The following is a 17,582-nucleotide window of genomic DNA, read 5'->3' on the forward strand; positions in this document are numbered from 1 at the left end:
GGCCGCCGCCGTCACGCGGCGGCCGCTCAGGCTGTTCGCCACGCGTGCCTCGTCCTCGGCAAAACCCGGCAGACCGCCCTCGACCTTGACGGTCTTCAGGCGCACCGTCAGCTTCTCCGCCCCCTTGGGCGCCACCGGGCCGGAGGCTTCGGGAATGACGATACCGCTGCTCTGCTTCTGCAATTGCGGCTCAAAGCTCTGCGGCGTCACCTGCGAGGCCGTCTGCGCAAACGCCGAGCCGATCATGACCGATGAAAGGGCAACCGCCGCAGCAGCACCGAGCGCTGCGCGCTGCGAGCGCAATTTCCATTTACCGAAAGGCACGTTCCCCAATCCCTCAGTCGTCTATTTCGATCTAAACGTCCGACAGATCGGCCAGCGCCGCCACGCCAAGCCGATCGTCCTCGCCCCTTCGGCCTCAGGCCGCATCATCACTCGTTCCCATGTTCAAGCGATCACGTACCCGGTCTCGAACACGATTGTGGCGGACGCTATGCAGATTCTCGCCTCCTGTCTCCGTCCATTTCTGACACTTCCAGATTTTCTCTTGCATGATCTCAAGTCCAGGGGACACCCGCACAGGTATAGTGAAGGATGGCCATCAATATCGACACCGAAATCGGGAGTTACCGGCCGTGTTCTGCGATCAAATTACAACCTGTAATTTGATCGGCATTGACTTCTCGCCTCATTGATAGATTGAGTGGCTAACCTATGAACACCATATGCTTTCAAAGGGGAGGTTTGCTGCATGAGTGTCGTTTTTTCCCCCATGTCTCTCAGCGACGCCCGCTCCATCGTTGCGCAGCATGGTCCCGGTGCCCTGCGCGAAATCGCTATGGCGCGCGCCGCCGACAATCACGACAACGCCATCATTCAAACGGACGCCACCGCCCTCCCCGCATCTAAAAGCGGGCCACTTGCCGGCATCGCCTTCGGGGTGAAGGACAATATCGACGTGGCGGGCTATGCGACCACCGGTGCTTGCCCCGGGCTCGCCAGGAATCTGGCGACCGACGATGCGGCCGCCGTCGCAGCGCTTCGTTCCGCCGGCGGCTATGTTCCGATCAAGCTCAACCTTCACGAGCTCGCATTCGGCATCACGTCGAATAACGCTGTCTACGGCCCTGTCCGCAATCCGTTCGATCCGGAACGCTGCGCAGGCGGCTCCTCCGGCGGTAGCGGCGCGGCCATCGCCCGCGGTGTCGTGCCCTTCGCGCTCGGATCCGACACGGGAGGTTCCTCCCGCATCCCAGCCGCCTTTTGCTCCGTGGCCGGATTGCGGCCTTCGACCGGGCGATACCCGGCAGGAGGAGCTCTGATCCTTTCGCCGACCCGCGACACGGTCGGGCCGATGGCTGCAAACTGCACTGATCTGGCCGAGATCGACGCGATCATTTCCGGCGAACATCTCCTCCCGGAACTGCCGGACCGGCCTTTGCGCTTCGGTGTACTCTGGGACAAGCGTGGATTGTCTCAGAGCGTCGACGAGGCGATCGCCGGCGCCTTGAGCAAACTTGCTCGTTCCGGCGAAATCAGCCTCGTTCCGATCTCCTCTCCGGAATTCGAAGATGTCGATGCACGCATCGGTGGACCAATCGTGTTCAACGAGGCTTTGGAGTTCTGGACGGACTTCTGCGCCAAGAAGCTCGGAAAGACCCTGGCCGAATTCACCGCCACCATCGGCAGTCCCGATGTCCGCACCATTTTCGAGCGGCTTCCGGCGCTTGCCGCCAAGACCAGCGAGGCCTTTCTATACGCACGCGGGAGCGGCTTGGCGTCGCTGCGCAACACCTATGAGCAACTCTTCCATGACCGGCGCCTCGATGCGATCATCATGCCCACGGTTCCTGTCCAGCCTCCAAGGATCGGGGAAGACTCGCGTATGCAAACAGACGCGGGTTCCATCCCGACATTCCCGACAGTCACCAGCCATGCGGTACTCGCAACCTTGACGGGGGCACCTTCGATCTCGATCCCCGCAGGATTGGATAGAGACGGTCTGCCCGTCGCGCTGATGATCGATGGAAAACGCCTTGCCGACCGCGCATTGCTTGCGATCGCGTGCAAGGTCGAGGCCCTGCTTGTCCAATAAACCCGGGGGCGTGCGCCGCCAAATCGCGCGCGCCATGCGGAGATGTGGGGAGTTTCCAGCCGAGATGCGGCCGTCATAGGGTTGGCCGCATTCGAACCCTTGTTGGCACCATTCAAACCCCCTGTCCGTTTGAATGCCGACCCTCATTCCACGACTATCGAGCCGGTCCCGATGGGTCGGTAACGCGCTCGTTTGACTGACGAGAAGACCGGTCCGTCTACAGCCAATTCAATTGGAGACGAACATGACTGACCGCAAACTGACCACTGCGGCGGGAGCACCCGTCGTTGACAACTTCACGCGCCCTACCAGGCTTGTCCTTCCATATCCAGCAGGAGCCGGTGTCGCCAAGGCGCTGGAAATCCCCCTTGAACAAGCCGCAGAATAGGAGCCGAAAAATGTCCCGCAATTCAGAAATCATCGCAGGTATCACGATCCCCGACAGCGCAATGGCAAAGGCCGCGACCGAGCTGGTCCGGGATACCGAAACAGACCTGCTCTATCACCACTCTCGCCGCGTCTTCCTGTTCGGCGCTCTGACTGGCGAGCGCAGGGGCCTGAAATATGATCCGGAGCTTCTCTATATCGGAGCGATGTTCCACGACATGGGCCTGATCGATTCCTACGCCAGCGAGACAGAGCGCTTCGAGGTGGATGGGGCGAACGCCGCACGAACCTTCCTCGAGGCCTATGATGTCTCGGAACGCGACGTCGACGACGTCTGGGATTCCATCGCCCTCCACACGACACCCGGCATTCCCCAGCACAAGAGGCCGACAGTCGCTCTTGTTACGGCAGGCGTCGAGATGGATGTGCTTGGCCTCGCCTATGACGACTTCACGCCCGAACAACGACATGAGGTCTGCAACTGCCATCCGCGCGGCCTCAGGTTCAAGCATGGCATCCTGTCTGCGTTCTGCTACGGCACGATCAAGAAGCCGGAGACGACGTTCGGTAACGTCAAGGCCGACGTCCTTTCCCGCATGGACCCGACCTATAAGCGAGTGGACTTTGCAGAAATGATCATGGGTTCGAAGTGGGATAGCTGAGAACAGCTGCGTCCTGAACGGCGGTCGGAGGCAACACTCCGATCGCCATTTTCTATAAAGGTCTTCTGAAGCTTGCCCGATATTGGCCGGGTGTCACTCCGAGCCTCTTAGCGAAGACCTGCCGCATGCGGTGCGGCGTTCCGAAGCCGCATTGGTAGGCGATCTCCTTCAACGCCAGAGGACTTCCTTCCAGCAAGTTCCTGGCCGCATCCACCCTTGCCTGCTCCACGAAATCGCCGGGCGTCGTCTTTGCCTCCTGCAGAAAGAACCGCGCAAAGTTGCGTCTGCTCATGCCCGCATGGTCCGCCAGCTCGCTGACCGACAGCTTTCCGTTCAGGTTCGACATGACGAACCTATAGATGAGCGCGAGCGGAGAACTATCGTCCGGAGGTGCGGCTATATAAGGGCTGAACTGCGACTGGCCGCCTTGCCGCTGGGCAACCACCACAAGACGCTTGGCGACTGCCAGAGCGACAGCGCTGCCGTGATCCCCGTTGACGATAGCCAGAGCCAGGTCAATCCCGGCCGTGACCCCCGCCGATGTCAGCAGAGCGCCATCTCGAATGTAAATTCGGTCGCGATCGACCTCGGCGAGAGGAAATTGCTGCGCCAGCGCATCGGCATTTTGCCAGTGGGTAGTCACATGTTTTCCATCCAGAAGGCCAGCATGGCCGAGAATGAACGCGCCCGTGCAAATAGAACCGTAGCAAGTCGCAAGCGCAGCCAGCCGCCGCACGCAGGACAAGACTACATCATCAGGCGCTTCACTCGGAAGCGCCGGCCCGCCGGCAACGAGAACCAGATCGAATTTCCGGGTCGCAGCCTCGTAGCTCGTATGCGCGGCCATCGGCATGCCGTTGGATGCGCGGAAAAGCTCCGGTGGTCCTATCAAGGTCACGTCGTAACGACGCTCGGAGGAGACGAACGCATTCGTTTCCTCAAACACATCCATCGGGCCTGACACATCGAGTGCCTGAACATTGGGAAAAACCAAGATCGCGACCGAGGGCATCCGCTACTCCATACGCCAGCCGCCGCCGAACGATTGATATAGGGATGGCACGGGTGACCGCGGATACTAGGGAACGGCCTATGTCTGGTCAAAGCTTTAGATAACCGGAGGCTGACGAACCCCTCTCCGGCAGGTGAACGCGGCACTAAATCTGTCCGCGGACGATCCGCCTGGACGGCATGATCGGCTCTCCCGCTTCCTGACGAGCAAGGCAATATTCGAATAGATCAGGCGCCTCACATTTTGTAAGCTACAACTAACCTAATCCGAGCTGTATCTACATTTTGAGTGAGCGGCGAAGAGCCGCCAGACTGTCCACACGGAATTGCCCCGTCACATCCGCATCCTTCTGGAAATCGAAAGCGTGAAATGCTCCGGGGTAGATATGCAACTCGGTCGGCACTCCCGCCCGGATAAGGCGTCGCGCATATTCCAGATCCTCCTCAAGGAAGAGATCCAGCGTACCGGACATCATGAAGCAGGGTGGAAGCCCTGCCAAATCGCTGGCGAGGGCCGGTGATGCATGGGGCGAAATCTCATTCATCCCGGGGCATGACCCAGAAGAGACGTCCATCCGAAGCGGTTCATCTTTGCCGTCCAGACGAATTCGCCGGTATAGGGATGTGGGTCGGCGGCACCGCAGGTGCGATCGTCGAGCATCGGATAGGCGAGATGCTGAAAAGCAACGGGAACCTGCTTGCGATCGCGGGCGAGCAATGCCAGAGCAGCGGCCAGCCCGCCGCCCGTACCGCCTTGCCTGCCGCAGTTACCTAACATGTTTAATAACATATTATTCTGCCGGCTTGGCTACCGGCTTTATTGGATTGCACCGATGGGAAAGCGGCCTCGAAGTCCTATGCCAGCTACATAAATCAATGGGGCGTCCGCGCCCTTGAACACCGTTGACGCGTAATATCAGCATCGCCGCAGGCAACACTTGCCGAAGCAACTTTGTCGGGGCAGATTGCAACGACAACGGAGATGGACGCATGACACGGGACGATAATTCGGACTTTGGTGCGGGGGGTATCTCTCCGCGTTGGACATCCAGCGCGAAAAGCGGCGTTGGCACGGCACTCTCGCCGGCGTGCCGCATCTGGTTCACGCTAAGCCACGGCATCCTCAACGAAGTCTATTTTCCGCGTGTCGACTGCGCCTGCACGCGCGACATCGGCCTGATCGTCACCGGTCCGGACGGCTACTTCTCCGAAGAAAAGCGCGATACCGAAAGCGTCGTCACGACAATCGAAGATGGCGTTCCGGCCTATCGGCTCATCAATACCGCACTCGACGGACGCTACCGCATCGTCAAGCGCATCATCGTTGACCCAGTGCGCAACAGCTTGCTTCAGCAAATATCGTTCGAAGCCCTGCAAGGGTCTGTTCACGACTATCGGCTCCACATGCTTGCCGCTCCACATCTGGTCAACGCCGGCCGTGGCAATACCGGCTGGGTAGGAGATTACAAGGGCACGCCGATGCTGTTTGCCACGGGATCGCATGGCGTTTCGCTGGCGCTTGCAGTCAGCGGCGGATGGCGGACAGCATCCGCTGGCCATGTCGGCATTTCCGACGGCTGGCGCCAGTTGCAGGATGCCGGCCAGTTGGATCCGCAAGTCTGTCATGCCGCCAACGGTAATGTCGCACTGACGGGCGAAATCGATCTGGCGTCCGGCAGCGACACCGTTCTTCTCTCGCTCGGCTTCGGTAACCGTCCCCAGGAGGCAGGTTACAACGCGCTTGCCAGCCTGCAGGCGGGTTATGAGGAGGCGGAGCGCAGTTATATCAGAGACTGGCAGGCATGGCAGAGTACGCTATTGCCGCTGGACGAACCGAGAGCCCCGCCACCCGAACTCAATCGCTACCGGATATCGACCGCCGTGCTGGCAACGCACCGGCCTCTGTCCTTCGAAGGACCGGCAGTCGCCTCGCTATCCATTCCCTGGGGGTTTGCCAAGGGTGATGAGGATCTTGGAGGCTATCATCTGGTCTGGCCGCGCGATCTTGTCGAGACCGCCGGCGGCTTCCTGGCAGCAGGCGCTCCACAGGATGCGCTGCGCATTCTTGCCTATCTTCGTGCGATCCAGGAGGCGGACGGACACTGGCCGCAGAACGCCTGGCTCGATGGCGAGCCTTACTGGACCGGCATACAGATGGACGAATGCGCCTTTCCGATCCTGCTCGCCGACGCGCTGCGCCGTGAGGGAGCGCTCACCGGCGATGCGCTCCTAGCCTATGTTTCGATGGTCGAGAGAGCGGCGTGCTATGTGGTCGTCAACGGCCCGGTAACGGGTGAGGACCGCTGGGAGGAGGACGGAGGCTTTTCTCCCTTCACCCTCGCCGTGGAGATCGCCGCACTGCTTGCCGCCGCCGATATTCTGGAAATTGCCGGTCACGATCACAACGCCGATTACCTCAGGCAGACGGCCGATGCCTGGAACGATCAGGTCGAGCGCTGGACCTATGTCGACGCCGATGCCGCCACCGCCGATCTTGGTGTGAAAGGCTATTATGTGCGCATCGCACCGCCCGACATCGCCGACGGCGCTTCACCGGCCGATGGCTTCGTGCCGATCAAGAACCGCCCGCCTGCCGACTCATATCTGCCGACGGCCCGCGTCGTCAGCCCGGATGCCCTGGCTCTGGTTCGGTTCGGACTGCGGGCCGCCAATGATCCACGCATCGTCGACACGGTTAGGGTTATCGACGCACAGCTCAAATGCGAGCTGCCGCAAGGCCCGCTCTGGTATCGCTATACGGGTGACGGCTATGGCGAACAGGCCGATGGCGGGCCGTTCGACGGCACCGGCATCGGCCGGCCGTGGCCACTGCTCGCCGGCGAACGAGCCCATTATGAACTCGCTGCCGGAAGGCCGAACATGGCCAACATGTTGCTTGGAGCCCTTGAGGGATCGGCCGGACCAGGCGGGCTGTTGCCGGAACAGGTCTGGGATCAGCCCGATATGCCCGAACGCGGCCTAGTTTTCGGCGAGCCCTCCGGCAGTGCGATGCCGCTCGTCTGGGCGCATGCCGAGCACATCAAACTGCTGCGTTCGCTGCGAGACAATGCCGTTTTCGACATGCCCCCGCAGGGCGTCGAACGCTATGTCAAAAACAAGACCACAGCGCCCTTCCTGCTTTGGCGTTTTAACAACAAGACATTGCAGGTTCCCGCGGGCAAGCGCCTAAGGATCGAAGTAATGGCGAAAGCGATCGTTCGCTGGAGCTCCGATGGCTGGGAAAGCGAAAGCGACGTCGAAACCCGCCAGAACGGCTTCGGCATCGACGTCGTGGAGCTTGCGACGGAGCGGCTGCCCAAGGGCACTGTCATCGCCTTCACCTTCTATTGGCCTGATACCGACCATTGGGAGGGCGTGGACTTCGCGGTAACAGTGACCGACGGCGAGTAGGCGCCATCGGCAGCAGACCTTTCTGGAGGGGAGACGCATCGTGAACGTAAAACCTAAATCTCCTAAGCAGTCGATGTCCACCGCGCGGAAGGATCTCGTCGTAATGGCGATCGATCTTGGCGGCTCGCGCGTCAAAGCGCGTCTGAGTTCGGGCGGCGAGCGGCGAGCGGCTCCGTCCGGCATGACGATGTCGGCGCAGAAGATGGTCGAGACAGTCAAGGAGCTTACCGCCGACTGGCAGTATGACGTCATCGGCATGGGATATCCCGGCCCGGTCATGGACAACAAGCCGGCGGTGGAGCCGCACAATCTGGGACCCGGCTGGAAGGACTTCGATTTTTCAGCCGCCTTCGGCAAGCCGGTCAGGCTCGTTAATGATGCCGTGATGCAGGCGATCGGCAGCTATAAGGGCGGCAATATGCTGTTTCTGGGGCTTGGCACCGGGCTGGGTTCGACAATGATCGTCCATCACGTCTGCTTGCCCATGGAACTTGCACACCTGCCCTACAAGAAGGATGGCACGTTCGAGGATTACGTCGGTGAACGTGGCCTCGAAAAATATGGCAAGAAGAAATGGCGCAAGTCGGTCGAGAAGGTCGTCGACAAATTGCAGGCGGCGCTGCTGCCGCATGAAATTGTCATTGGCGGAGGCAATGTCGACAAGCTGGAAAAGCTCCCCGATGGCTGCCGCGCCGGCGACAACGAGAATGCTTTTCTCGGTGGCTTTCGCCTTTGGAAAGACGAAGACTTGCGGTTCTAGGTCAGTAACGGAAAAGGCGGCCCTCGACGGCCCATCCCGGCCCGCCAGCTATTTTTGATTCAGATAACACGCCGGGGGAAAGTCCCGTCGGCGGGCCTACCGCCGACGGAAAGCCCATAACTGATGTTAATTGGACTTTCGCCTGTAGGTCGACGCCAGCGACGAAGCAGGGAACGTGATAGGCCGCCAAACACGGTTGATGCCAAGCGGGCAAGGCTTGACGCCAGCGGGGGATGAAGATCGAGCCGAAGCTGGTGATCGTACGGCATTCCCCCTCGATGTCGATATAGATTTCCGCGCCCAGATCGCGCGGATTGTCGAGGTCGCTGCCGGTCCAGATCAGGATCTCGTCATAATCGTGGATGTGTTCGGAAACCCAATGGATCGGCTGTTCGGTTTCCGCGATCCAGATATGCGTCATATGGATCGGAGACTTCGGCTGCACGAGGCTGCCGACAAGTTCGAACTTGCACACCGGCATTTCAGGCGAACGTAACCGGCTCATTGGGCCGGCAGCGGCTCGCCGAGCGACAGCATGAGCCGGTTCGCCCAGTTGAAGAAGGCGGCCCCATGGATGACGTCGGCGATCTCCAGATCGCTCAAGCCTTCGTCCCGCAGCTTTCCGATCTCTTCCACTCCGAATTTAGACGGCGTCTCCGTCAGCGCGACGGAAGACGATACGATCGCATTCCAGCGACTGCCGAGATCCGTGCCGGTGCCCTCATCGAGCAGACGCTGGACATCGTCGCTGCGCTTCGAATGATGCGAGGCAAAGCGGGAATGAACGGAAGCGCAGAATATGCAGCCGTTGGTGCGTGACGCGGCGGTTGCGGCAAGCTCGCGTTCGGCGCGCGGCAGCCCGGCCTCGACACTGTAGAAGATATCCTTGTCGGTTTTCGTCCGCGCCTCGAGAATCTCCGGATCGCGGGCCAGAAGCATGAAGTAGGGCGACTTGGCGCGCGACGCATCGACGAGCCCTCGCCAGTGACGCTCGGTCAGTTCTTCCTCGGGAAGCGGGCTCAGCCAGGGTGTCCAGCCGATTTCCTTCTGGGTGAAAACATTGGGCCGGTCTTCGATGGCGGGATGAATGACGGTGTCGGTCATAAGAACTATCCTTCTACAATTAGGCCGAAACAGCCTGCTCGATGCTGGCGGTGCTCAATGCGCTCAGACCGGCGACCACCCGAATTTGGAACGAAAGAAAGGCAACGATTTGCGATAGCGTCACGACGCCCGTCGTCGTCCAGCCGGCATTCAAAAGCCGCTGCAACGCCTCAGCACTCGCTTCGCGTGGGCGATAGACGAGAAGATGGGCATGTTCGAATGCTGCGGAGAGTTTGCTGCCGAGAGCCAAGCGCGTCGCTTCCGACACATGGTAGACAAGCCCCTCACGATCCTCTGCAGAAAGCGGTCCCGCAGGATAGTGCCCATAGGGGCCGACAGTGCGGCCACCATCCGCTTCCGCCTTGACGGCATCGATCAGCGCGCGCGAGCTTTCCGCCTTCTCCAACGCAGCCAGATAAAACCGGCTCACATTATCAGCCACATGCAGACCGGCGACGAACGATGCCAGAGCAAAGCGTTCGCTGCGACTTACATCGCCCTCATGGGCAGGCTCGAAGAGAGCTTCGTAGCTCTTTTGAGCATTATCCCGCGTTTGCGGCCTTGCCGTTCTCAAGGCATGTAGCGAGGATCCCTCGCGGATGCCTGCCAGCAGATCGATGACGTCAGTTGTCGACGAGGTCATGGATATACCTTCTCTTTATTGGTTCGTGTTTCACGCGGAGGCCGCAAGTTGCGGACCTTTGTTGGCGAATATCTGCGGCAACCAGCCGAGGGCGGGCGCAACCTTCTGCGAAATCAGCTCGAGGGAGCGAAGGATGTAATCGTGCGGCGGATCGATGGAATGCACCTGGAAGACCAGATCCGTGACGCGTTCAAGGGCAGTATCTGCACGCAAGGAGGCGATAACATCCTCGGGCGTGCCGACATGCACATCGAATGCCTTGATGAGATCAGCCGTCGTTTCGCCGCGAACCTTGAAACCGCTGGCGGCAAAGCGCTCGGCACTCCGGCGCAGGCCGATATCGGCAAGGCGAAGCGCTTCCTTGCGATCATCGGCGACGAAGAGGCTGCGTGATCCCAGTATCCGCGGTGCTCGACCCTTCGGCAGAGCCGCGAAATAGGCATCGATAATGGGATTTTGCAGATCCCAAAGCTCGGCATCCGGCGTCTCGTCCGGGCGCGGCTGCGTGCGAGACAGCATCAGGCCGTCACCATCTTTGCCAGCCCGCTCGCCGCCGCCGACGGAAAAGGTTGCCTGCCAAACCCTGTCTATGAGATGCGGCGCAACCGGATAGAGATGGTTGCCACCGGCAAGCTCCTGCCCGGCCCACGCATCGCGAATGAGCGTCAGATACTTGCCGTAGATCGGCCCGCGATCAGCGCTTTCGATTCCAAAGGGGAGAAATGCCTGTGGCGTGCCACCCGTGCCAAAGCCGACCTCCAGACGCCCTTGCAGCAGAAGGTCGAGCACGGCGGTGTCTTCCGCAACGCGGACGGGATTTTCCATCGGCAGCGTGATGACGCCCGTCCCCAACCGGATGCGCGACGTGCGCGAGGCAAGACCGGCCAGGAAAACCAGCGGCGCCGGTAGACCGCCCTCTTCGCCATTGAAGTGATGCTGCGCCACCCAGGCACTGTCAAAGCCCTGCGCTTCCGCATGAATGATCTGCTCGCTCACGAGCCGATAGCGCTCGGCAGCATCAGCCTGATCGAGGACGCGGCTGAAAAAGCCCAGTCGTTTGGGAGAAACTGGCGTGCTCATGACATTATCCTGCATTGCTTTGGGGCTGGTGAAGAGCGATCGAGTATTTCTTGCCGGGAATGGCCTCGATCAGCTCGCGGGTATAGTCGCTACGAGGATTGCCGAAGACCTCTTCTACAAGGCCGTCTTCGACCAGCTTACCGTTGTGAAGAACCGAGACCGTGTCGGCGATCTGACGCACCACGGCGAGATCGTGCGAAACGAAGAGATAGGTCAGACCAAGCTCGCGCTGAAGACCATCGAGCAGTGAAAGGATCTGCGCCTGAACCGTCACGTCGAGCGCGGAGACCGCTTCGTCCAGCACCAGGATCTGCGGATCCAGCACCAGCGCGCGGGCGATGGCGACACGCTGACGCTGACCGCCGGAAAGCGCATGCGGCCGCCGCTGCAAGACATCCGCCGGCAAGCCGACCTTCTCGATGACGGCCGCGACCTTTTCCAATCGCTGCGCCCTCGGCAGCGGGTCGAAGTTCAACAACGGCTCTTCGACAATTGCGGAAATCGTCTGGCGTGGATCAAGCGAGCCGAAAGGATTTTGATAAACGAGCTGGATCTTCTTGCGGAAGAGCCGCAATGTTTCGCCGCGCAACGACGCCAGATCAAGCCCGTCGATAATGACCCTTCCGGCCGTCGGGCGCTGGAATGCGGAAACGATGCGAATGGTCGTCGTCTTGCCGGAACCGGACTCTCCGACGATCGCATGGGTCGTGCCGCACTTGACGCGAAAAGATAAATCATCGACCGCCTTTAGGCCGCCATCCTTGCCGCCGATGCCGAACTCCTGCACCAGCCCTTCGACCACGACGATGTCATCGCCCCGCCCGGCCTTCGCCTCGACGGAATTCGCGGGAGAATGTGATTGAGCGACATTCAGCGAAGGTGCATCGGCCAGCAGCCGACGCGTATAGGCGCTTTGCGGGTTCTTCAGAAGCTCGGCGGTCGGCCCCTGCTCCTGAATACGGCCATTCTGCAGGACAACGAGCCTGTCGGAGCGATCGGCTGCGACGCCGAGATCGTGCGTGACCAGCAGAACGGCTGCCCCATATTCACGTCTGAGATCGTCGATCAGGTCGAGGATGTGCCTCTGCACAGTCACGTCAAGCGCGCTGGTCGGCTCGTCGGCGATGATCAGCGACGGCTTGAGGGCAATGGCGATGGCGATCAGCACGCGCTGCCGCATTCCGCCCGAGAGTTCATGCGGATATTGGCGCGCACGAAGCTCAGGGTGGCTGAGGCCGACACGATCCAGCAGCTCGATAGCCTGCAGATAGGCAGCGACGCGAGGCGCCCTGCGATGAATGACCAGAACTTCGGCAACCTGCTCGCCGATCGTCCTGACGGGATTGAGGGAATTGCCGGGGTCCTGCGGCACCAGGCTGATGACGGAACCGCGGATCGCATCGAGCCGCTTTTGCGGCCAGCCGGCAATATCCTGGCCATTGAGCCTGATCCGACCGCCCTCGAGATGGCCGTTCTGCGGCAGCAAGCCAATGATGGCTTGAGCCGTCGAGCTCTTGCCTGAACCGGATTCACCGACCAGCGCAACGACCTCGCCGGCATTCACGGTGAAGTCGATGCCATGAACCGCCGTGCGAGAGCCGCTGCGATCGCGATAGGCGATCTTCAGGCCGGAAACATCCAGCACCGGCACGGCAGACTCATTTGTTTTGTCGGATGTCTTATGGCTCATCTGCCAATCTCCGCGATCGAACGGCTGATACGATTGATCGAGATCACCACGAGCACGACGACGAGGCCAGGCGCCGTCGTCAGCCACCAGGCGGTTGCGATGTAATTGCGCCCTTCCGCGATCAAGAGCCCCCATTCCGGCGTTGGCGGCGGCGCCCCATAGCCAAGAAATCCGAGTGTCGACAGCTGGAGGATGGCCCAGCCGGATTGGAGTGCGGCGAAGGCGATCACTGACGTCAGCGAGTTCGGAAGAATATGGCGCCACAGCACGCGGACAAACGTGCCGCCGCTGCCGAATGCAGCCTCGACATAGTCGCTTCGCCGAACCGTGACGACTTCCGAGCGAACCAGGCGCGCAAACTTGGCAATCAACGTGCAACCGACAGCGATCGCGGCATTGACGGTCCCGAAACCAAGGAGAACGATGATGCTGAGCGACAGCAACAGGTCGGGGATCGACAGCATCACATCGACGATGCGCATGATCACCGTTTCGATCCGTCCGCCGAGCGATCCCGCCAGTACGCCCAGCACCGTACCGACGACGAGCGCGATGCCGACAGCGGCAAGCGCTCCCGACAGAGAGTGGATCGAGCCATAGACGATGCGGGCGTAAAGATCACGGCCGAGCGCGTCCGTGCCGAGAATATGAGCGGCGTTTGGCGCCTTCAGGTGCTGGCCGGGCAACCCTTCCACCGGGTTGTAGCTCGTAAAGACGCCGGGAAAAAGCGCCCACAGGACGGCCACGGTCAATATGAATATGGCAAGAAGCAAGCTCGGCCGGAAAGGAAGCGAAAAGCGGCGCGCAAGCGGCCTGCCGTCTTCGCGGGCCGGCTGCGCCGACAGGCTTTCCGGAGCATCGGCATGTTCGAGCGGGCGATGGAGATCCGCTGTATAGAAATTCGACATCAGTTGGCTCCAAGCCTTGCTTTGAGGCGCGGATCGAGGATCGGATAGAGCAGGTCGACGATCAGGTTGATCGTGACGAAGGCGGCCGCCGAAATCACGACGATCGCCTGCAGCACAGCGACGTCCTGTGCATCGACCGCATGTTTCGTCAGATTGCCGATGCCGTTCAGCCCGAACACCGTTTCGGTAACGACCGCCCCGGCGATCAGCTCGCCGAACAGGAGGCCCGCAACCGTCAGCACCGGAAGCAGCGTATTCTTGGCGACGTGGCGCCAGAGGACCTGTCCGTGCGAAGCGCCCTTGGCACGAGCCACCGAAATGAAGGGACGCGTCAAGACCTCATCGATGTTTCGCAAAATGATCTGCGCGAGTGGCGCCGAAATCGGAATGGCAACCGTCAGGATCGGCAGGACCAACCCCTGCCACGGACCGGGATCGATGACCGGCACCAGCCGCAGCCGAAACGAGAAGATCTGGATGAACATGATGCCGAGCCAGAAGGTCGGCACGGATATGAACAGCGATGGCAGCGACTGCATGAAACCACGCAACCAGCCAAAACCGGATAGATTGGCCAGGATGGCGATGACGACGGCGAGGATCGCGGCAAGCAGGAAGCTGAAGCCGGCGAGAAGCAAGGTCGACGGCAGGCTGACGGCAAGCTGCGAGCTCACGGCGACACCTGCCTGCAGCGAATAGCCGAAATTGCCGGACAGGAAGCTCCATACCGTATGGATATATTGCTGCAGCACCGATCCATCGGCCCCATAGGCGGCTCTGATATCGGCAAGCTGCTCCGGGCTCAGCCCGTAATCGGGGCTCTGGAACTTGATGAGGATCGCATCGCCCGGCATCGATTGCAGCAGCACGAACGAAACGGTGAAGGCGGCCCAAAGAACAAGCAGGGCCTGTCCGATCCTCGTTAAGATGTATTTCGTCATGGCGAATGGCCTGTCGTTATGAAAATGCAGCCCGGCCTACGGACGGGCTGCAGGAGATGCTCAGTGCGCGGCAAGCCAGACGCTGTAGAAGGAGGGCCGGCCGACAGCTTCGAAGGCCACGCCCTTGACGTAGGCAGCTCCCGCAAAAACCTGCGGCTCCTCGAAGAAGGGAATGACGTAGGCGGCATCAAGCAGATAATCCTGGGCAGCCTTTGCCGCCGCCAAGCGCTTGTCGCGATCCGTCTCCGAAGCGATGGCTTCCAGAAGGCCGTTCAACTTGTCGTCCGAGAAGGTTGCCTTGGCATTGAGACCACCCTTCTGGAGAAGCGCGTCGCGGTTCTTCGGATAGAACTGGCTCTTGATGACGTCGGGATCGGCGCGGCCTACTTCGGCGACAACCAGCGGCGTCTTTGCCGGATCAACATTGTCGGTGACCAGATTTCCGGAGGTGCCGGCAAGCACCTGAAGCTTGACGCCGATCTTGGCCCATTGCTGGGCGACAAGCTGCAAGACCGCCTTGTTCTGCGGCTGCGGCAGAGATTCATAAACGGCGAGCGACAACGGCTTGCCGTCCTTCTGGCGTACACCGCCCGTACCCTTCTTCCAGCCGGCCTCATCGAGCAGCCTTTCGGCAAGCGCCTGATCGTGGGTGAGCTTCGAAGACAGATCGTCGTACCCGGCCGCCGCCGACGAAATCACCGACTTTGCCTGCGGATAATTCACCGAAAACAGCGTGTCGACGATCTCCTTGCTGTCAGTCGCATGCAGCAGCGCCTGACGCACCTTGAGATCGGCGACAAGCGGGTTATCCGGCCGGAAGGCAACGCTGTCGTTCACCCCGCGCGTCGGCGCGGCATAGATCGCAAAACTCTGATCGCTCACCTGCTTTTCGTCATAGGCCTGAAGCTGGCGAATGAAATCGGCCTGCCCCGAAAGCAGCGCGCCGATACGTACGCTGTCTTCGCCGGTGATGATGTACTTGATGCCGTCGAGATAGGCGCGGCCCTGATGCTCGAACTTGGCCGGACCCCAAATGTAGTCGGAACGTACCTTCAGCGAGAGCTGCTTGCCGAGCGTCTCGCTCTCGACGACAAAGGGGCCGGAGCCGATGATTTTCGTCGCATCGCCCAGCTGGTCAAAAGACAAAGCGAGCGTCTTCAGCGAGACGAGGCCGGAACCGATCACCGACGTCCCCTGAAGGAAGCCGGGCGACGGCTTCTTGAAGTAGAACTTGACGGTATGGGGATCGACGACCTCGCTGTGATCGTAATTGTTGATCACCTCGGAGGCCGGCTGCTTAAGCTCCTTGTTGCCGAGGCCGAACGTGTCGTAATTCTTGGCAACGGCGTTGGCATCAACAGGTGTTCCGTCGGAGAAGGTCACGCCCCTGCGGATCTTGAAGGTGTATTCCGTGGCCTTGTCGTTGACCGTCCAGGATTCGGCAATCCAGGGCTCGATCTGCAGCGTCTTCGGGTTCTGATATGTCAGCTTGTCGGTGATCTGGTTCAGAATGCCGCCGTTCGGGTAGAAGCCGCCGGCCGGCGGATAAAGATTGGTATGGGCCTGCTGCTCCAGGTAAATCAGCGTGCCGCCCTGTACGGGCTTGCCCTCATCGGCGGCGAATGCGACCGATGAAGCAAGCAACGATAGGCCGGCAGCCAGAGTAAATGCCTTGAAATTGGCTGCGATCGTCATTGAAATCCCTCGAAAACTGAATGCTCACCGAGGGTATAGGAGGCATTTGACTAATCCAATATAGTCCATGGAATTAGTCTTCTATTTTTCGCAAGACCGTTGAAATAACATCCGCCAAGTTTCCGTTCATCTGCAACTTGCTGTCTCGTCGGCCTGATGACGGGTGCGATCGCCTCGCCGTTCGATGGGCAGCGCAGCACCCTCGAGTTATGACGGTCAGACCAAGGGGACGCCGCCGGCCTGCCATTAAAGGACATCATCCCGACGGGCGGAACGGGCGGCATGCTCTTTGCCCGGTATATGAGCACCTTTCCTCGCACCCGAACACCGCCAGGCCTTGCCCGCCCGCCTAGCCGTCCCAAACGACAAGACCCGGCGGTTCAGCCCAATCCAACAAATCCGGCATAGTTCTCCGCAATCGCCTTGCTGAGGATCGAAGAATAGGCTGCGTGGTTTTCATCGCTGGCCGTGACGCGGCCATAGGAGGGCTTCTCGAAGCTCGAGATCGGCAACAGGGCCAGTGGCGTCGACACCGGGGTGAGATGCGAACCCTGCCCGGCGCGCAACGTCGTCAGCAGACCGAACATCTCACCGGTAATGCTGGGACGGGACAAAATCGTCATCCGATATTGCCCGGACGAATTCGTCACGAGATAGATGTGCCCCGACAGATGCGGAACCGATACCGAACCCTGTTGTGAAAACGAGGCGTCGCTGCGCTCGCGTTCCATAAAATTCAGGCGCGTGCTTTCTCCACTCCAGGCGATCTCCGTGCAATAGGCAAAAATCGCCTTCGGATCCCCGAAGGATGGCCGAAGCGTCAGATAGGCGCCCTCAAGCCATGAAACCGAAGCGCGGGAATAGGCGCCCAGTTCTTCCGGGGCATGACCGCGCTTGTCGTTGACCGGTGTCGATCGTGCCCCTCCGGCTTCGCGCAGGACAACCCCCATCGCCTGCTCCAGACGAATGATGGTCGCAAGCGTGAACGGGCGATGTCCGGAAAGAGCCTTCTCCAGCGTCGAAAGGCTGATGCGCGCATCATTGGCGAGACGCTGCCGGGAAATGCGCCGCCGAGCAATCTCTTCGCGAACCCGCTCTGCCACCGCACTGTTCTGATGATCGGATAGATACGGGTCGCCCTGAACCATGCACTCGTTTCCTGATTGCGTAATTCTCTTCACAATTCCACACATAC

17 protein-coding genes and 1 pseudogene are annotated in these 17,582 nt (G+C 60.4%); 5 read left to right on the plus strand and 13 right to left on the minus strand.

What is annotated here, in order from left to right:
- Nucleotides 1-324: pseudogene (locus QD409_RS31520) on the minus strand (ShlB/FhaC/HecB family hemolysin secretion/activation protein); the annotation flags it as partial.
- 427 nt (nucleotides 325-751) lie between these two features.
- On the opposite strand from QD409_RS31520, the gene QD409_RS31525 reads away from it, so the two are divergent.
- The 3 genes from QD409_RS31525 (at nucleotide 752) to QD409_RS31535 (ending at nucleotide 3,144) form a co-directional block, all read left to right on the plus strand.
- On the plus strand, nucleotides 752-2,095 hold the full coding sequence (locus tag QD409_RS31525) for an amidase family protein (RefSeq protein ID WP_430764636.1): 1,344 nt from the start codon (nucleotides 752-754) through the stop codon (nucleotides 2,093-2,095).
- Between the two features lie 244 nt (nucleotides 2,096-2,339).
- Entirely contained in the window at nucleotides 2,340-2,483 is a 144-nt protein-coding gene (locus tag QD409_RS31530) for a hypothetical protein (protein WP_159432151.1), read from the plus strand.
- A 10-nt stretch (nucleotides 2,484-2,493) separates the two neighbouring features.
- Nucleotides 2,494-3,144, plus strand: coding sequence for an HD domain-containing protein (locus QD409_RS31535; protein WP_092846113.1), 651 nt, complete (start codon nucleotides 2,494-2,496; stop codon nucleotides 3,142-3,144).
- 52 nt (nucleotides 3,145-3,196) lie between these two features.
- Here QD409_RS31535 and QD409_RS31540 read toward each other — a convergent pair whose 3' ends face one another.
- The 3 genes from QD409_RS31540 to QD409_RS31550 all read right to left on the minus strand — a co-directional run bounded on the left by QD409_RS31540 (nucleotide 3,197) and on the right by QD409_RS31550 (nucleotide 4,933).
- Nucleotides 3,197-4,156 (minus strand): GlxA family transcriptional regulator, encoded by a 960-nt coding sequence (locus QD409_RS31540; protein WP_092846115.1) that lies wholly within the window; start codon nucleotides 4,154-4,156, stop codon nucleotides 3,197-3,199.
- Nucleotides 4,157-4,433: 277 nt separating this feature from the next.
- Entirely contained in the window at nucleotides 4,434-4,700 is a 267-nt protein-coding gene (locus QD409_RS31545) for an alpha/beta hydrolase (RefSeq protein ID WP_208858624.1), read from the minus strand.
- Complete coding sequence (locus QD409_RS31550; RefSeq protein WP_208858625.1) at nucleotides 4,697-4,933, minus strand: alpha/beta hydrolase fold domain-containing protein; 237 nt, start codon at nucleotides 4,931-4,933, stop codon at nucleotides 4,697-4,699. Before QD409_RS31550 ends, QD409_RS31545 begins: the two co-directional genes overlap by 4 nt.
- A gap of 212 nt (nucleotides 4,934-5,145) precedes the next feature.
- Between QD409_RS31550 and QD409_RS31555 the strand changes: the two genes are divergently transcribed.
- Complete coding sequence (locus tag QD409_RS31555) at nucleotides 5,146-7,566, plus strand: glucan 1,4-alpha-glucosidase (protein ID WP_092846117.1); 2,421 nt, start codon at nucleotides 5,146-5,148, stop codon at nucleotides 7,564-7,566.
- Between the two features lie 73 nt (nucleotides 7,567-7,639).
- Nucleotides 7,640-8,326: an ROK family protein gene (locus QD409_RS31560; protein ID WP_430764642.1), complete on the plus strand. Its 687-nt coding sequence runs from the start codon at nucleotides 7,640-7,642 to the stop codon at nucleotides 8,324-8,326.
- Between the two features lies 1 nt (nucleotide 8,327).
- Here the strand turns inward: QD409_RS31560 and QD409_RS31565 are convergent, their stop codons facing one another.
- The 9 genes from QD409_RS31565 to QD409_RS31605 form a co-directional block, all read right to left on the minus strand.
- Nucleotides 8,328-8,801, minus strand: coding sequence for a hypothetical protein (locus tag QD409_RS31565; RefSeq protein WP_430764637.1), 474 nt, complete (start codon nucleotides 8,799-8,801; stop codon nucleotides 8,328-8,330).
- 26 nt (nucleotides 8,802-8,827) lie between these two features.
- Nucleotides 8,828-9,430 (minus strand): alkylhydroperoxidase domain protein, encoded by a 603-nt coding sequence (locus QD409_RS31570; protein ID WP_092846123.1) that lies wholly within the window; start codon nucleotides 9,428-9,430, stop codon nucleotides 8,828-8,830.
- Nucleotides 9,431-9,449: 19 nt separating this feature from the next.
- Entirely contained in the window at nucleotides 9,450-10,073 is a 624-nt protein-coding gene (locus tag QD409_RS31575; RefSeq protein WP_092846125.1) for a CMD domain protein, read from the minus strand.
- 30 nt (nucleotides 10,074-10,103) lie between these two features.
- The gene (locus QD409_RS31580) at nucleotides 10,104-11,153 is read right to left on the minus strand and encodes a putative FMN-dependent luciferase-like monooxygenase (protein ID WP_092846127.1); all 1,050 of its coding nucleotides are present in this window, start codon (nucleotides 11,151-11,153) and stop codon (nucleotides 10,104-10,106) included.
- A gap of 4 nt (nucleotides 11,154-11,157) precedes the next feature.
- Entirely contained in the window at nucleotides 11,158-12,843 is a 1,686-nt protein-coding gene (locus QD409_RS31585; RefSeq protein ID WP_092846129.1) for a dipeptide ABC transporter ATP-binding protein, read from the minus strand.
- The gene (locus QD409_RS31590) at nucleotides 12,840-13,751 is read right to left on the minus strand and encodes an ABC transporter permease (RefSeq protein WP_208858626.1); all 912 of its coding nucleotides are present in this window, start codon (nucleotides 13,749-13,751) and stop codon (nucleotides 12,840-12,842) included. The genes QD409_RS31585 and QD409_RS31590 overlap by 4 nt, the downstream gene beginning before the upstream one ends.
- On the minus strand, nucleotides 13,751-14,692 hold the full coding sequence (locus QD409_RS31595) for an ABC transporter permease (protein ID WP_092846131.1): 942 nt from the start codon (nucleotides 14,690-14,692) through the stop codon (nucleotides 13,751-13,753). Before QD409_RS31595 ends, QD409_RS31590 begins: the two co-directional genes overlap by 1 nt.
- Nucleotides 14,693-14,752: 60 nt before the next feature.
- Nucleotides 14,753-16,387 carry a TIGR04028 family ABC transporter substrate-binding protein gene (locus QD409_RS31600; RefSeq protein WP_092846133.1) on the minus strand — a complete coding sequence of 545 codons (1,635 nt, stop codon included), beginning with the start codon at nucleotides 16,385-16,387 and terminating at the stop codon, nucleotides 14,753-14,755.
- A gap of 380 nt (nucleotides 16,388-16,767) precedes the next feature.
- Nucleotides 16,768-17,535, minus strand: coding sequence for a helix-turn-helix domain-containing protein (locus QD409_RS31605; RefSeq protein ID WP_430764638.1), 768 nt, complete (start codon nucleotides 17,533-17,535; stop codon nucleotides 16,768-16,770).
- Nucleotides 17,536-17,582 lie beyond the last annotated feature (47 nt).

Origin of the sequence: Rhizobium sp. BR 315, assembly GCF_050577975.1 — a bacterium.
In the GTDB taxonomy this organism is placed as follows: domain Bacteria; phylum Pseudomonadota; class Alphaproteobacteria; order Rhizobiales; family Rhizobiaceae; genus Rhizobium; species Rhizobium miluonense.

What these genes read in the sequence shown, in the direction of transcription:
- QD409_RS31525 (WP_430764636.1), top strand. Translation starts at nt 752, where the DNA reads ATGAGTGTCGTTTTTTCCCCCATGTCTCTCAGCGACGCCCGCTCCATC.
- QD409_RS31530 (WP_159432151.1), top strand. Translation starts at nt 2,340, where the DNA reads ATGACTGACCGCAAACTGACCACTGCGGCGGGAGCACCCGTCGTTGAC.
- QD409_RS31535 (WP_092846113.1), top strand. Translation starts at nt 2,494, where the DNA reads ATGTCCCGCAATTCAGAAATCATCGCAGGTATCACGATCCCCGACAGC.
- QD409_RS31540 (WP_092846115.1), bottom strand. Translation starts at nt 4,156, where the DNA reads ATGCCCTCGGTCGCGATCTTGGTTTTTCCCAATGTTCAGGCACTCGAT.
- QD409_RS31545 (WP_208858624.1), bottom strand. Translation starts at nt 4,700, where the DNA reads ATGAATGAGATTTCGCCCCATGCATCACCGGCCCTCGCCAGCGATTTG.
- QD409_RS31550 (WP_208858625.1), bottom strand. Translation starts at nt 4,933, where the DNA reads ATGTTAGGTAACTGCGGCAGGCAAGGCGGTACGGGCGGCGGGCTGGCC.
- QD409_RS31555 (WP_092846117.1), top strand. Translation starts at nt 5,146, where the DNA reads ATGACACGGGACGATAATTCGGACTTTGGTGCGGGGGGTATCTCTCCG.
- QD409_RS31560 (WP_430764642.1), top strand. Translation starts at nt 7,640, where the DNA reads ATGTCCACCGCGCGGAAGGATCTCGTCGTAATGGCGATCGATCTTGGC.
- QD409_RS31570 (WP_092846123.1), bottom strand. Translation starts at nt 9,430, where the DNA reads ATGACCGACACCGTCATTCATCCCGCCATCGAAGACCGGCCCAATGTT.
- QD409_RS31575 (WP_092846125.1), bottom strand. Translation starts at nt 10,073, where the DNA reads ATGACCTCGTCGACAACTGACGTCATCGATCTGCTGGCAGGCATCCGC.
- QD409_RS31580 (WP_092846127.1), bottom strand. Translation starts at nt 11,153, where the DNA reads ATGAGCACGCCAGTTTCTCCCAAACGACTGGGCTTTTTCAGCCGCGTC.
- QD409_RS31585 (WP_092846129.1), bottom strand. Translation starts at nt 12,843, where the DNA reads ATGAGCCATAAGACATCCGACAAAACAAATGAGTCTGCCGTGCCGGTG.
- QD409_RS31590 (WP_208858626.1), bottom strand. Translation starts at nt 13,751, where the DNA reads ATGTCGAATTTCTATACAGCGGATCTCCATCGCCCGCTCGAACATGCC.
- QD409_RS31595 (WP_092846131.1), bottom strand. Translation starts at nt 14,692, where the DNA reads ATGACGAAATACATCTTAACGAGGATCGGACAGGCCCTGCTTGTTCTT.
- QD409_RS31600 (WP_092846133.1), bottom strand. Translation starts at nt 16,387, where the DNA reads ATGACGATCGCAGCCAATTTCAAGGCATTTACTCTGGCTGCCGGCCTA.
- QD409_RS31605 (WP_430764638.1), bottom strand. Translation starts at nt 17,535, where the DNA reads ATGGTTCAGGGCGACCCGTATCTATCCGATCATCAGAACAGTGCGGTG.